Origin of the sequence: Neisseria sp. HMSC074B07, assembly GCF_001810355.1 — a bacterium.
GTDB lineage: Bacteria > Pseudomonadota > Gammaproteobacteria > Burkholderiales > Neisseriaceae > Neisseria.
In genome coordinates this window covers 1-14,308 of the sequence record NZ_KV800877.1, presented here as the reverse complement: position 1 = coordinate 14,308, position 14,308 = coordinate 1, and the positions used below count along the sequence as shown (strand labels likewise).

Annotated in this window: 11 protein-coding genes and 1 pseudogene; 3 read left to right on the top strand and 9 right to left on the bottom strand. The window is 48.4% G+C overall.

Features of this window, described 5'->3' with window-relative positions; translation table 11 throughout:
* Positions 1-259: 259 nt before the first annotated feature.
* The 3 genes and pseudogenes from HMPREF2726_RS00465 to HMPREF2726_RS00455 all read left to right on the top strand — a co-directional run.
* Positions 260-847, top strand: a complete 588-nt coding sequence (locus HMPREF2726_RS00465) for a LemA family protein (protein WP_003766272.1) — start codon at positions 260-262, stop codon at positions 845-847.
* Between the two features lie 588 nt (positions 848-1,435).
* Positions 1,436-2,872, top strand: a complete 1,437-nt coding sequence (locus HMPREF2726_RS14765; protein ID WP_283118605.1) for a calcium-binding protein — start codon at positions 1,436-1,438, stop codon at positions 2,870-2,872.
* 167 nt (positions 2,873-3,039) lie between these two features.
* Positions 3,040-3,897, top strand: a pseudogene (locus HMPREF2726_RS00455) (phosphoribosylaminoimidazolesuccinocarboxamide synthase); the annotation flags it as partial.
* 893 nt (positions 3,898-4,790) lie between these two features.
* Here the strand turns inward: HMPREF2726_RS00455 and HMPREF2726_RS00450 are convergent.
* The 9 genes from HMPREF2726_RS00450 to rfbB form a co-directional block, all read right to left on the bottom strand.
* Positions 4,791-7,007 (bottom strand): NADP-dependent isocitrate dehydrogenase, encoded by a 2,217-nt coding sequence (locus HMPREF2726_RS00450; protein ID WP_070601854.1) that lies wholly within the window; start codon positions 7,005-7,007, stop codon positions 4,791-4,793.
* 177 nt (positions 7,008-7,184) lie between these two features.
* Entirely contained in the window at positions 7,185-7,844 is a 660-nt protein-coding gene (locus tag HMPREF2726_RS00445; protein WP_070601852.1) for a hypothetical protein, read from the bottom strand.
* A 200-nt stretch (positions 7,845-8,044) separates the two neighbouring features.
* Positions 8,045-8,548, bottom strand: a complete 504-nt coding sequence (locus tag HMPREF2726_RS00440) for a hypothetical protein (RefSeq protein ID WP_070601850.1) — start codon at positions 8,546-8,548, stop codon at positions 8,045-8,047.
* 182 nt (positions 8,549-8,730) lie between these two features.
* Positions 8,731-9,948, bottom strand: a complete 1,218-nt coding sequence (locus tag HMPREF2726_RS00435) for an aspartate kinase (RefSeq protein WP_003761460.1) — start codon at positions 9,946-9,948, stop codon at positions 8,731-8,733.
* Positions 9,949-10,227: 279 nt separating this feature from the next.
* Positions 10,228-11,106, bottom strand: a complete 879-nt coding sequence (locus tag HMPREF2726_RS00430; protein ID WP_003761463.1) for a metal ABC transporter permease — start codon at positions 11,104-11,106, stop codon at positions 10,228-10,230.
* Between the two features lie 105 nt (positions 11,107-11,211).
* Positions 11,212-11,751 carry a dTDP-4-dehydrorhamnose 3,5-epimerase gene (gene rfbC, locus HMPREF2726_RS00425; protein WP_003761465.1) on the bottom strand — a complete coding sequence of 180 codons (540 nt, stop codon included), beginning with the start codon at positions 11,749-11,751 and terminating at the stop codon, positions 11,212-11,214.
* A gap of 68 nt (positions 11,752-11,819) precedes the next feature.
* Positions 11,820-12,695: a glucose-1-phosphate thymidylyltransferase RfbA gene (gene rfbA, locus HMPREF2726_RS00420; protein WP_003761467.1), complete on the bottom strand. Its 876-nt coding sequence runs from the start codon at positions 12,693-12,695 to the stop codon at positions 11,820-11,822.
* Between the two features lie 113 nt (positions 12,696-12,808).
* Positions 12,809-13,288 (bottom strand): adenosylhomocysteinase, encoded by a 480-nt coding sequence (locus HMPREF2726_RS00415; protein ID WP_246827834.1) that lies wholly within the window; start codon positions 13,286-13,288, stop codon positions 12,809-12,811.
* The gene (gene rfbB, locus HMPREF2726_RS00410; protein WP_070601867.1) at positions 13,234-14,283 is read right to left on the bottom strand and encodes a dTDP-glucose 4,6-dehydratase; all 1,050 of its coding nucleotides are present in this window, start codon (positions 14,281-14,283) and stop codon (positions 13,234-13,236) included. Before rfbB ends, HMPREF2726_RS00415 begins: the two co-directional genes overlap by 55 nt.
* Positions 14,284-14,308 lie beyond the last annotated feature (25 nt).

The following is a 14,308-nucleotide window of genomic DNA, read 5'->3' as shown; positions in this document are numbered from 1 at the left end:
CCGTACTGGTTTAAAGTTAATCCACTATAAAAATCCGATGCGGTAGTGAGTCTGCCAATGCCTGATATATTATAGTGCAAACTTCGCAACGATACCGATTATCTGAAAATAATTTTGTTTGTTTGATTTTTATCCGAGTAGGGACAGCTTAGAGATATACTGCTCGATGGTTTTCAGACGACCTCTTATACAGATTGGGGTCGTCTGAAAAAATGAATACGGTATGGAATGTTGCGTATATTCACGGAGTATGTGGTTGATGTGGAAAAAATGGTGGCCGATAGTATTGGCAGTATTGGTAATAGGTATTGTCGGGCGCAGCTATTATGTGATGCATGCTCAAGCACAGGATATCAAACATGCTTGGGTGGAAGTGATGAAGCAATACGGTCAGCGTTCGGCATTGGTGTCCGATTTATCGAATGTCGTTAAGACGTATGCCGGCCCTGAAGAGGATATTTTGTTCAAGTTGTCTGACGTTCAAAGTCGGGCGGTCCGTATGAATCTAAATTTGGAGGAGGCTGCCAACCCGGCGAAATTGAAGCGTTTTCAGGAGGTTCAGGGAGAATTGAGCGGAATTTTGACGCAAATGACGCTGATTTCAGACCATTATCCGCTTTTGGCGGAAAGCTTGGATTATCAGCGTCTGACTACGCGCCTTGAAGAGGCGGAAAACCGGATTAATCAAGCAAGGAACAACTATATTCAGGCTGTCCGCACCTATAACGCTACGTTGAGGCGTTTCCCGCAAAGTATGACCGCGAAACTTTTCGGGCAGTATGTAAGGGCAAATTTCAGTATTGAGAATGAACGTGAAATTTCCAATGCGCAACGGGTGCAATTTTGATACGGTTTTGCAGCCAATGGATTTGAGTGGTACCCAAAAGGGTCGTCTGAAAAACGTATTTTCAGACGACCCTTTTGTCATTTTGCAACGGATTATTGCCCGGTAATCAAGATTGATATAGTTCGGTAATTTATCTGTTTGTTTTGTAAGATGAAAATTAAAGTGTAAAAAAGTTTAAATTATATTCGTATGTCAAAATAAATGATAATGCAATAAAACCTTGATGGGTAAGGATGGGGAGGGAGATTTTCAATTGAATGAGAAATGAGCGGGATTGAGTAAAAACTAGCAATTCTTAAAAAACTATTGAAATATATGAATAATATTTTTATGGCGTATTGTATTTTCATTTGGTTAAAATAATCATGATATTGCATCATGATGAAAATAACAGGGTTGGTTTCCAATGTAATATTGTTCATTATCATGGAAAAATAAATTTCCATTTATCCAAAATTTTTACCGTTAGCGACGAGAATGTAAGTTTTCTGCGAAATATCACTAAAATAACAATGTAGGCAGTTTGGCTGGTCTGTATTTTTGTCAAAAGGCCTATGCTTCTTAATTATATTCTGGGAGTGATTTATTATGACTTATCATTATGGCGGCTACTCATCCAAAGGCCACTTCAACGCATATTGCCCTCCGGTCAAACCGTACAATCCTTACTGCCCACCGAGCCATGGCGGTTTCGGTTACAAAGGCGGTTTCCATAACTACGGTTCTTCACACGGCTTCAAAATGCCTCACGGCAAATTCGGTCATGGCGCCTACTGCCCTCCGCCGAAACCTGCGTACAAATGCATCATCATCGATTTCAACTGCAACCCGGGTAAACCTTATTACCCTAAACCGGCTCCAAAACCGGTTCCTCCGAAGCATGTTGATCCTTACTGCCCACCGGTTGAGCCAAAACCACAACCTCAACCCCACCCACAACCCCACCCACAACCCCAACCTAAGCCGCAGCCACAACCTCAGCCGCAGCCTAAACCCCAACCGCAACCGCAACCTAAACCACAACCAAAACCGCAGCCTAAACCCAACGATAAAGACTGCAAAGATTGCGTTGACGATCAAAACCAACAAAATACTTACGGCCATGATGACAAAAATCCGGGTAACATCATCCATGTCGATGGTTCAACCAAAGATAAAGACGGTCTGACCAAAACCGTAGGTACTGATAAGAAAGATACCATTTACGGTACAGGCGGTGATGACGTTATCTACGGTGGCGACGGTGCTGACGTGATTTACGGTGGTGACGGTAACGACACTCTGCAAGGTGACAACAACGGTGATTCCCTGTACGGTCAAGGCGGTAAAGACTACCTGCAAGGCGGTGACGGCAATGACTACCTGAACGGCGGTTCTGACGCTGACATCATGCGCGGTGGTGATGGTAATGACGTTTACTTTGTTGACCACAAAGGCGACCAAGTTATCGAATACGGTAATGCTAACGGCGGTATCGATACCGTTCGCAGCGTAATCGACTACACCCTGACCGACAACGTTGAACACCTGTTCTTGCAAGGTTCTGGCAACATCAATGGTACCGGTAACGCTCTGAACAACGACATCAACGGTAACTCCGGCAACAACCACCTGTACGGCTTGGCAGGCGATGACTGCCTGGTGGGTAAAGACGGTAACGACTACCTCGACGGCGGCATCGGCAACGATGTCCTGATCGGCGGTACCGGCGACGATACCTACTTCTTCGATAAAGGTTACGGTCGCGACACCATCCAAGACGAAAGCGGTAACGATACCCTGCAATTCGGCAAAGGTATTTCTGCTTCCGACGTGTTGTTGAGCAAAACAGGCAACAGCCTGACCGTATCTGTCGGCGGCGGTGACACTGTTACCATTGACGACTGGTTCTCCGGTAACAACCATAAGATCGAAAACTTCAAGTTCGCCGATGGCAGCACCTACGAAGTAACCGGTCATGGCGATTACTACTCTCTGTCAGCTGTAAACAGCATCCAACAACAAACCCAAGTTCCTAGCATCTAATCTCTGATTAGCTATACTTAGGATTGATAAGGTCGTCTGAAAGCGTCTGCATCCGTGCAAAACGTTTTCAGACGACCTATTTTGTAAACAATCTGACCCAAAAATCCAAATTCGGATAAAATAACGGAATCCTGTTTAAACCGAGTCAGCGAAGGGAGAAACCTGAAATGTCCGAAATCAGCTTGAAAAAGATTTACTCTGGAAAAGTGCGAGATTTATACGAAATCGACAGCAAGCGCATGTTGATGGTCGCATCCGACCGATTGTCTGCATTTGACGTGATTTTAGACAATCCGATTCCGGGTAAAGGAGAAATTCTGACGCAGATTTCCAATTTCTGGTTTCAAAAACTGGCGCATATCATGCCCAATCATTTTACCGGCGATACGGTTTATGATGTGTTGCCTGAACGTGAAGCCAAAGCCATCGAGAAACGCGCAGTTGTCGCCAAGAAACTGACTCCTGTCAAAGTAGAGGCGATTGTGCGTGGTTATTTGGCGGGCAGCGGGTGGAAAGATTACCAAAAAAACGGTTCTGTCTGCGGCATCAAACTTCCCGAAGGGATGAAAGAAGCGCAGCAGCTTCCGGAAGTGATTTTTACCCCGTCCACCAAGGCTGCCGTCGGCGATCATGATGAAAACATCAGTTTTGAAGAATGCGAACGCATTATCGGTAAAGAGTTGGCGGCTGAAGTGCGCGCTAAAGCCATTCAGCTTTATACGGAAGCTGCAGAATATGCAAAATCACGCGGTATCATCATATGCGATACCAAATTTGAATTCGGGCTGGATGAAAACGGTACATTAACCCTGATGGATGAAGTGCTGACGCCCGATTCCAGCCGCTTTTGGCCGGCTGATCAATATCAAGTCGGCACTAATCCGCCGTCTTTTGACAAGCAATTTGTTCGGGATTGGTTGGAGCAAAGCGGTTGGAACAAAAAAGCTCCGGCACCGGACGTCCCTAGCGATGTTATTCAGAAAACAGTTGATAAATATCGGGAAGCATTGAATTTATTGACGGAATACTATAGTGGCTTAACTAAATCAGGACAAGGCGACGAAGCCGCAGACAGTACAGACAGTACAGAAACCGATTCACTTGGTGCTTCAGCACCTTAGAGAATGTCTCTTTGAGCCAAGGCGAGGCAACGCCGTACTGGTTTAAAGTTAATCCACTATATAAAGACGGACTGGCTGTGGTAAATCAGGTCAGTCCGTTTTTATTTTCCGATTAAAGAATAAAATCATAAATTTACAAAAATCCTCTGTTCATCAACGGATAAAGCATTTATGATGTTCTCCATAGCATCTCACAATAACTGTACTATATTTTATTTGAAAAAATAAATGGTATAGATAGGGCATCCGGTTTATAGAACCGGGAATAATCCAAATAATAGAAAAAGAAAGGAAATAATGATGCAACATCGTAGACGATTGGCTATCTTTCAAGCCGCAAAACGTGCTTCGTTCACTGGAAAACCAGTTGCACCGACTACACCGAAAGCACGCTAAGGAATAATGCTGAAATTCCTCACAATATCTAAGACCGCCCGTTTCTCGGACGGTCTTTAGTTTTTTGTACTGTTTCAAATGCGCCGCAATATCGTATGAGACGCATAGATAAATTAAAAGTAGGTCAGGGGGCGTCTAAGTTTAAAAAAGGATTTCTGAGCGGAGAATGCATGAAATATAGTGGATTAACTTTAAATCAGGACAAGGCGATGAAACCGCAAGACAGTACAGACAGTACAGAAACCGATTCACTTGGTGCTTCAGCACCTTAGAGAATGTCTCTTTGAGCCAAGGCGAGGCAACGCCGTACTGGTTTAAAGTTAATCAAAAAGGTCGTCTGAAAACCTTTAAATACAGGTTTTCAGACGACCTTTCATATTTACAGCCTTACCGTAATACTTTTACAGCTTTGCCAATGCCTGATTGAACGTTGCGCTCGGGCGCATGGCTTTGGCTGCGTCGGGAGCGTAGTAGCCGCCGATGTCGGCTGCTTTGCCTTGTGCGGCGGAAAGCTCGGCAACGATTTTGGCTTCGTTTTCCGCCAACGATTTGGCCAGCGGCGCAAACGCTGCTTTCAACTCTGCGTCTTTATCCTGCGCTGCCAACTCTTGTGCCCAGTAGAGGGTGAGGTAGAAATGGCTGCCGCGGTTGTCGAGTTCGCCTGCTTTGCGTTTGGGCGATTTGTCGTTCAACAGCAGTTTTTCGGTGGCGGCATCCAGCGTGTCGGCGAGGACTTGGGCTTTGGTGTTGCCGGTTTTTTGCGCCAGATGTTCAAACGATACGGCGAGCGCGAGGAATTCGCCCAGCGAGTCCCAGCGCAGGTGGTTTTCTTCGAGGAACTGTTGGACGTGTTTCGGAGCGGAGCCGCCCGCGCCGGTTTCAAACATACCGCCGCCGTTCATGAGGGGAACGATGGAAAGCATTTTCGCGCTGGTGCCGAGTTCCAAAATCGGGAACAGGTCGGTCAGATAATCGCGCAGGACGTTGCCGGTTACGGAAATGGTGTCTTCGCCGTTTTTCAGACGACCCAAGCTGAACTTGGCTGCTTCTTCAGGGGCGAGGACGCGGATGTCGAGGCCGTTAGTATCCAGCTCGGCAAGGTAGGCTTTGACTTTGGCGAGCAGGCTTTTATCGTGCGGACGGTTTTCGTCGAGCCAGAACACGGCGGGCGTGTTGCTCAGGCGGGCGCGGTTGACGGCGAGTTGTACCCAGTCTTTGACGGGCGCGTCTTTGGTTTGGCACATACGCCAGATGTCGCCTGCTTCAACGTCGTGCTGCATCAGGACTTTTCCCGCCGCATCAATGACTTGAACCTGACCGTCGGCTTCGATTTCGAAGGTTTTATTGTGCGAACCGTATTCTTCGGCTGCCTGCGCCATCAGACCGACGTTGGGCACGGTACCCATGGTTGTCGGATCGAATGCGCCGTGTTCGCGGCAGAAATCGATGGTTGCTTGATAAACGCCGGCGTAGCTGCTGTCGGGAATCACGGCTTTGGTGTCTTGCGCTTTGCCGTTTTTGTCCCACATACGGCCGGAGTTACGAATCATTGCAGGCATGGAAGCATCGACGATGACATCGCTGGGAACGTGCAGGTTGGTAATGCCTTTGTCGGAATCGACCATCGCCAAATCGGGGTTGGCAGCGTAAACGGCAGCGATTTCGGCTTCGACGGCAGCGCGGGTGTCCGCATCCAGTTTGTCCAGATTGGCAAGCAGGTTGCCGAAGCCGTTGTTGACATTGACGCCGGCGGCAGCCAGTTTGTCGCCGAATTTTTCAAAAACAGGCGCGAAGAACACTTTGACGGCGTGTCCGAAGATAATCGGGTCGGACACTTTCATCATGGTGGCTTTCATGTGCAGCGAGAACAATACGCCTTTTGCCTTCGCGTCTTTTACTTGCTCGGCAAGGAAGGCGAGCAGGGCTTTTTTGCTCATCACGGTCGCGTCGATGATTTCGCCGGCTTTCAGGGCGACGGGCTCGCGCAGCTCTTTTTTGTTGCCTTGTTTGTCGGTGAACACGATGGATACGGAAGTCGCATCGGGTACGGTAACGGATTGTTCGTTATGGAAAAAGTCGCCGCTTTGCATGGTGGCAACGTGGGTTTTGGAATCTTTGGTCCATGCGCCCATGCTGTGCGGATTTTTTTTCGCAAAATTTTTCACTGCTTTAGGCGCGCGGCGGTCGGAGTTGCCTTCGCGCAAAACGGGGTTGACCGCGCTGCCTTTGATGCGGTCGTAACGTTCGCGCACGGCTTTTTCTTCATCGGTTTGCGGGTCGGCGTGGTAATCGGGGACGGCAAAGCCTTTTGCCTGCAATTCTTTAATCGCGGCGGTCAGTTGCGGTACGGACGCGCTGATGTTCGGCAGTTTGATCACGTTGGCGTCGGGCTGTTTCACCAGTTCGCCCAACTCGGCAAGCGCGTCGGGTACGCGCTGCGCTTCGGTCAGATATTCGGGGAACGCCGCCAGAATGCGGCCGGACAGGGAAATATCGCTGGTTTTGACTTCGATACCGGCATGGCGGGTAAACGCCTGCACAATCGGCAGCAGGGATTGGGTCGCCAGCGCGGGGGCTTCGTCGGTATGGGTGTAGATAATGGTGGCTTTGCTAGTCATGGGATATTCTCTTGTAGGTTAGGTTTTTCTTTTCGAATGCGGCGCAAAAGCGCGCTGCGTGGCTATTATGGCATATTTCGGCAGGCTTGGGATATGGTTTTAATATGTTATCAATCAGTTTGCAAAAAGGCCGTCTGAAACGGCTTCGGTAGCGTTTTCAGACGACCTTTGGGGGGATTATAGGGAATATTTTTTCTTTAATGCACGGACGGCTTTCAATATTTCTGCATTGCTTTTCTTAACTCCTTCTTGAGCTTTATTTCGTTTTTCTAGAAAAGCCATTACATCCAATTGGTTTATTTCAGGGTTTTTTTCTCCGTCACCCATCAAGGTTTTTTGATGTTTTATCAAATATTCCAAGACATGACTTGCCAATATGTTGATTTCGACCCTCCGGTTAACCACTGCTTTAATTTCAGAATCGCGGAAATCAGCATCCAAAAACCTTCCGGTAACTTTTTTCCACTCAGCATCCAGCTTTTTTGCAGCTTCAAAAAATTCTGGAGAATGTGTCGAATTTTCTCCGGCTCGGTTAAATTCATCTTGTGCCGCCATCAATTCCGAATGAGACTGTAAAACGATTTCGAAAAATTTAATCAAATCCGCCCGTCCGTATGGCGATTTCACATTTGAAATAGGGATCGGCTCCAGCAGTTTCGGATCAGGCTCGGGAAAGTCGTTAATCATTTTGGCATACCCGGCTGGCAGCATGACCTTGCCTTTGGACGACTGCACCGCGACGCGTTTTCCAGCAACGGGTTTGGCAGCGGCGCTTACGCTGACAGTCAATGCGGATGCGGTCAGCAACACTGAAACGAAGCGGATGAAAGCAGTCATAAAGCTCCTTAAATATTGCGTTGATAATCTGTTAGTCCGACGGTGGTAAAAAAGGTTTCTTATTTTCAGACGACCTTGGAGAGGGAATCCAATTATTGGGTATTGATATAGCAAACTTAAAAATATTTTTATGAATAACGCGCCAAATCTGCTTAAACTCTCTTCAGATATCACAGATTAACCTACAGACTGCTGATAATTTATTTATTAGAAAAGACCACAAATTTTCCATTAGGATAGGAACCTTCATATCCACATGGAAAACCATTATTGAGATAAATTAGCCTCATTTTTTCAATAAATGGAGATGTTTTATTATGGGCAACGCATAATAAAAGTTTTAGCATATCTCCCTCCATATTATTAAAAAGGAGGGAGATTTCCGTACCAGCATCATAACCAACTTTTTTGGTTGCGCCACAAAAGTCCTTTGAATAATTTAATTCTTCTTCCAAAAAATGATTAATTTTGGATAGTATGTTGCTATTTTCGTAAATATTTAAATTGACTATCTGATTTTCCCATAAAGATTGCCAATCTTGAAAAAATTCTTCTGAATCATCAGTTGCAAAATAAGTAGCTAAATCACCATCATGGATTATCTTAATTTGATCATCTTTTATGTTAAAAGGTGAAGCGTAGAATTTTTCATTCTTTAAGAATTGAATTAATTCATCATGTTCAATATCTTTAATATTCCACATATATCCTATACCTTGTCAGAATTCTAAAATCAATTACTACTTTTTTAGGTTGCGCTTATGGAGGAGATGTCCGATAAACAGCTAAGAAGATATTATCGGATATAGATTCCAACCTACGGTTTCTCATAAAAAAGGTCGTCTGAAAATAAAATTTCAGACGACCTTTCAAACATATAACCCGATTAACCCAGATCAAACGCTTTATGCAGGACGCGGGTGGCGAGTTCCATGTATTTCTCGTCAATCAAGACGGAAACTTTGATTTCTGAGGTGGAAATCATTTGGATGTTGATGCCTTCTTCGGCGAGGGTGCGGAAGATTTTGGCAGCAACGCCGACGTGCGAACGCATACCCAAGCCGACTGCGGAGACTTTGCACACGGTGTCGTCGCCGTCGATGGCGGCGGCACCGATGCTGTCTTGCAGTTTGGTCAGGATTTCGATGGTTTGTTTGTACTCGCCGCGCGGTACGGTGAAGGAGAAATCGGTAGTGCCTTCGCTGCCGACATTTTGGATGATCATGTCGACTTCGATGTTGGCATCGGCAACCGCGCCTAAAATCTGATAGGCGACGCCGGGTTTGTCGGGTACGCCGCGCACGTTGATGCGGGCTTGGTTTTTATCGAATGCGATACCGGTTACGGCAGCTCTTTCCATGTTATCGTCCTCTTCAAAGGTAATTAAGGTGCCGTTGCCGCCGTCTTGCAGGCTGCTCAGTACGCGCAGGCGCACTTTGTATTTTCCGGCGAATTCTACTGAACGGATTTGTAAAACTTTCGAACCGAGGCTTGCCAGTTCGATCATTTCTTCAAATGTAACCGTATCCATGCGGCGTGCTTCAGGCACGACGCGGGGGTCGGTGGTGTAAACGCCGTCTACGTCGGTATAGATTTGGCATTCGTCCGCTTTGAGGGCCGCGGCGAGCGCAACGGCGGAGGTGTCGGAACCGCCGCGTCCGAGCGTGGAAATATCGCCTTCGCTGCTGATGCCTTGGAAGCCGGCGACGATGACGACTTTGCCCTCGGCGAGGTCGGCGCGCATTTTTTCGTCATCGATGCTTTCGATGCGGGCTTTGGTGTGGGAAGTATCGGTTTTGAGGGCGACCTGCCAGCCGGTGTAGCTTTTGGCATCCACGCCGATGTCTTTCAATGCCATTGCCAAAAGGCCGATGGTCACTTGCTCGCCGGTGGACAAGACTACGTCCAGTTCGCGCGGATCGGGATGCTCCTGCATTTCGTGCGCCAGCGCAACCAGGCGGTTGGTTTCGCCGCTCATGGCGGATACGACGACAACGATGTCGTGTCCTTCGGCGCGGGCTTTGGCGACACGTTTGGCTACGTTTTTAATGCGTTCGGGCGAGCCTACTGATGTGCCGCCGTATTTATGTACGATTAACGCCATGTTTCGTGCTTTCTTGAGGGGAGTTGGTCGGGCAGTATGGTCTGCTGGAAAAGGGCTTATTATTACTATTTTTTACATGAAATTCAAGGCTGGGACGGGAATAATCGAATTTTCTACCGGAATCGGAGAATAAGGGCGTTGGAGTGTGATTCATGGCAAAATGTCGTCTGAAAACCGAGGGGATGGTTTTCAGACGACCTTTTGTTTCAGTTGGGCAATGAAACCGGGTCAGGAACAATGGATTGACGGGTTGATTGGTTTGGAGAGTATGGTTTGCCGTCAAGCAGTGCGGTGTTTTTTGCCGCGTATCCATTTGGTCAATATGCCGCCTTCGCTGCCGAAGATGACGGACAGGGTGTATAAGACGCCGCAACACAAAATAATGGCGGGGCCGGACGGTATTTCGACGTGATACGAAAACAGCAGGCCCGCAAAGCCGCAGGAGAGTGCCAGCAAGACTGACAATAAAATCAACATCCCCATATTTTTTGCCCACAAGCGGGCGGTAATGGCGGGCAACATCATCAGACCGACTGACATCAGCGTGCCGAGTGCTTGAAAGCCGGCAACCAGGTTCATAACCACCAACACCAGAAACACAACATGCCAAAAGCCGCCTTTCCCGCCAACGGCTTTTAGGAACAGAGGGTCTATGCTTTCCAAGACTAAGGGGCGGTAGATGATTGCCAAAGCGGTAATCGTTATGCTGGCGGCGATGGCAATCAGTTGTAATGCAGGGATGTCCACTGCCAAGACGGAACCGAACAGCAAATGCAGTAAATCTACGCTGCCGTCCTTTTGTTTGCTGACCAAGATGACGCCGATTGCCAGACTGCTCAAATAAAATGCGGCAAAGTTGGCATCCTCTTTCAAAGTGGTAAAACGGCTGACCAATCCTGCCAAAAGGGCCATCAGCATGCCGGCAACAAAGCCGCCTATGCTCATTGCCGGTAGGCTCAAACCGGCGAAAATATAACCTATCGCGGCACCGGGCAAAACGGCATGACTTAATGCGTCTCCGACCAGGCTCATACGGCGCATCACGAGGAAGACGCCGACAGGTGCGGCACTGAGTGCCAGACAGAATATCGATGCCAGCGCATAACGCATGAAATCGAACTCTGCGAACGGAGAAATCAGTAAATCGTAAAAATTCATGGTGTTTGCCGTTTGGGTTTGAGAATAATCGATGCAGGCGCATTATCCTGATTCTGCCGCATAAGGGCAAATAGGATAACCGCCTGCAATCGTTTTCAGACGACCTTAAAAGGTTGCGGCTTCTGCCAAGATTTTACCTGCCAAGTCTTTGGGCGACAGGTTGGGTTCGCCTTGCAGCGGCCATTCGATGCCGACGGTCGGATCGTTCCAAATCAGCGAATGTTCGGCTTTCGGGTTGTAATAGTCCGTGCATTTGTAAACGAATTCGGCTTCATCGCTCAAAACGTAAAAGCCGTGTGCGAAACCTTCGGGTACCCACAGTTGGCGTTTGTTTTCAGCCGACAGGATTTCGCCCGCCCATTTGCCGAAAGTCGGCGAGTCTTTACGCATATCGACGGCAACGTCAAACACTTCGCCGACAACGACGCGGACGAGTTTGCCTTGCGTGTTTTCGGTTTGGTAATGCAGGCCGCGCAATACGCCTTTGCCTGATTTGGAATGGTTTTCCTGCACGAAGGTGCGGTCGCAGACGTTGGCCTTAAACCATTCGTCGCGGAAGGTTTCCATGAAGAAGCCGCGCGCGTCGCCGAAGACTTGCGGTTCTAAAAGTTTGACTTCGGGAATGGTGGTATCAATGATTTTCATATTTTCAATTCCACTTGAGCGAATCAAGAAAAACTACGTTTGATGCTATGAATACAATAGATTTGAGCTTAGCGGTTTATACCCGCCAACAAACGTAACAGGTATTGGCCGTATTGGTTTTTTGCCATCGGGCGGGCGAGTTCTTCCAAACGCTCGTCTGAAAGCCAGCCGTTGCGCCAGGCGATTTCTTCGAGACAGGCGACTTGCAGGTCTTGGATGTTTTGCACGGTTTGGACGAATGAGGCGGCCTCGTGCAGACTTTCATGCGTACCGGTGTCCAACCATGCAAAGCCACGCCCCAAAAGCTGGACGGACAATGAACCGTCGTCAAGATACATTTGGTTGAGCGTGCTGATTTCGAGTTCGCCGCGCGCGGACGGTTTGACTTGTTTGGCAAATTCTACGACGCGGTTGTCGTAGAAATATAAGCCTGTTACCGCCCAGTCGGATTTGGGCTGTTTTGGTTTTTCTTCGATGGATAAGGCATTGAAGTTTTCGTCAAATTCGACGACGCCGAAGCGTTCGGGGTCTTTGACTTGGTAGCCGAACACGGTGGCGCCGTGTTTTTTGGAGGCGGCTTGTTTCAGGGTTTGGGTAAACGACTGACCGTAGAAAATATTGTCGCCCAAAACCAAGCAGACGTTGTCGTTGCCGATAAACTCTTCGCCGATGATGAATGCTTGCGCCAAGCCGTCGGGGCTGGGTTGTTCGGCGTAGCTGATGGAGATGCCGAAATCGCTGCCGTCGCCGAGCAGTCGTCTGAAAGAGGGATTGTCTTCGGGGGTGGTAATGACCAAGATTTCGCGTATTCCCGCCAACATCAATACAGACAAGGGATAGTAAATCATGGGTTTGTCGTACACGGGCAGGAGCTGTTTGGATACGCCGCGCGTGATGGGGTAGAGGCGCGTGCCGCTGCCGCCGGCAAGGATGATGCCTTTCATGGGGGTCCTTTGTTGGTCTGATTGTTGAAATCAGCAAAATGTGTGAAATGGATTTTAAGGTCGTCTGAAAACATAGTTTGTGCATGGCTAATGTTTTCAGACGACCTTTGGTTTTAAAGAGGCTTGCCGTTTACCATACCAAAGAAGCTTTTGATATCGAAGTAAACGGAACGGATGTCGCCTGCTTCATTTTGCACATCAATACGGTCATAGACGCCGCCGTTTTGCTGCAACAGGGCTTGTCCGACTTTGCGGTATCCCGGCATATTTTCTGCAATCCAGCGGTTTTCGGCGCCAATGCCGCGCATAGTGTCGTCTTCAATGATGACAACTGCCCGCTCAATAGTGCTGCCATCGGCTTTTACTGTCTTCTTGACGGTCGTTTGCGCGGCATGATGTGGTTTTTCTTTTGCCAAAATCGGTGCAGAGACGAACAAGATAGAGGTCAAAGTTATCGATAAAACAATGCGGGACAGGGAGTGCATGGAGATACCTTTTTCGATGATGACTGTTGTTTGCAATGTAGGGCGGGTATGGTTTACAGCTTGCCCAGACGTTCCAAACGGTAGCTGCCGTTCAATACATTTTGCCACCAAGTTTTATTGTTCAAATACCATTGCACCGTTTTGCGGATACCGGATTCAAACGTTTCCTGCGGTTTCCAGCCCAGTTCCCTGCCGATTTTGGCGGCATCGATGGCGTAGCGAACGTCATGACCGGGGCGGTCTTGCACGAAGGTAATCAAATCTTCGTAGCGTGCCACACCGTCAGGTTTTTCGGGAACAAGTTCTTCCAACAGGGCACAGATGGTTTTAACCACTTCGATATTGGCTTTTTCATTGTGTCCACCGATATTGTAGGTTTCTCCGACAACGCCTTCGGTAACAACCTGATACAGCGCTCGGGCGTGATCTTCGACAAACAGCCAGTCACGGATTTGCATCCCGTCGCCGTACACGGGCAGCGGTTTGCCGTCGAGTGCGTTCAGAATCATCAATGGAATGAGTTTTTCAGGGAAATGGTACGGACCGTAGTTGTTCGAACAGTTGGTTACGATGGTCGGCAGGCCGTAAGTGCGCAGCCATGCACGCACGAGATGATCGCTGGACGCCTTGGAAGCGGAATAGGGGCTGGACGGGGCGTAGGGCGTGGTTTCGGTAAACAAATCGTCCGTGCCGTGCAAATCACCATAGACTTCGTCGGTGGAAATATGGTGAAAACGGAAAGCTTCGCGTTTTTCAGACGGCATCTGTTGCCAATAGGCGCGCGCAGCTTCCAGCAGGTTGAACGTGCCAACGATGTTGGTTTGGATGAATTCGCCAGCAGAATCAATCGAGCGGTCGACATGACTTTCCGCTGCCAAGTGCATCACAGCATCAGGCTGGTGTTGCGTAAACACGCGGTCAAGTTCGGCACGATCGCAAATGTCTACTTGCTCAAAAGCGTAACGAGGGCTGTCGGCTACCTCGGTCAGCGATTCGAGATTGCCCGCGTAAGTTAATTTGTCGAGATTGATGACGGAATCTTGGGTATTTTGGATGATGTGGCGGACAACTGCCGAGCCGATAAAGCCCGCACCACCGGTAATGCGTGCGCGGTCGCGTTGGGCGGGT

What these genes read in the sequence shown, in the direction of transcription:
- HMPREF2726_RS00445 (WP_070601852.1), bottom strand. Translation starts at nt 7,844, where the DNA reads ATGACTGCTTTCATCCGCTTCGTTTCAGTGTTGCTGACCGCATCCGCA.
- HMPREF2726_RS00465 (WP_003766272.1), top strand. Translation starts at nt 260, where the DNA reads ATGTGGAAAAAATGGTGGCCGATAGTATTGGCAGTATTGGTAATAGGT.
- rfbA (WP_003761467.1), bottom strand. Translation starts at nt 12,695, where the DNA reads ATGAAAGGCATCATCCTTGCCGGCGGCAGCGGCACGCGCCTCTACCCC.
- rfbC (WP_003761465.1), bottom strand. Translation starts at nt 11,751, where the DNA reads ATGAAAATCATTGATACCACCATTCCCGAAGTCAAACTTTTAGAACCG.
- HMPREF2726_RS00450 (WP_070601854.1), bottom strand. Translation starts at nt 7,007, where the DNA reads ATGACTAGCAAAGCCACCATTATCTACACCCATACCGACGAAGCCCCC.
- HMPREF2726_RS00440 (WP_070601850.1), bottom strand. Translation starts at nt 8,548, where the DNA reads ATGTGGAATATTAAAGATATTGAACATGATGAATTAATTCAATTCTTA.
- HMPREF2726_RS00430 (WP_003761463.1), bottom strand. Translation starts at nt 11,106, where the DNA reads ATGAATTTTTACGATTTACTGATTTCTCCGTTCGCAGAGTTCGATTTC.
- HMPREF2726_RS14765 (WP_283118605.1), top strand. Translation starts at nt 1,436, where the DNA reads ATGACTTATCATTATGGCGGCTACTCATCCAAAGGCCACTTCAACGCA.
- HMPREF2726_RS00435 (WP_003761460.1), bottom strand. Translation starts at nt 9,948, where the DNA reads ATGGCGTTAATCGTACATAAATACGGCGGCACATCAGTAGGCTCGCCC.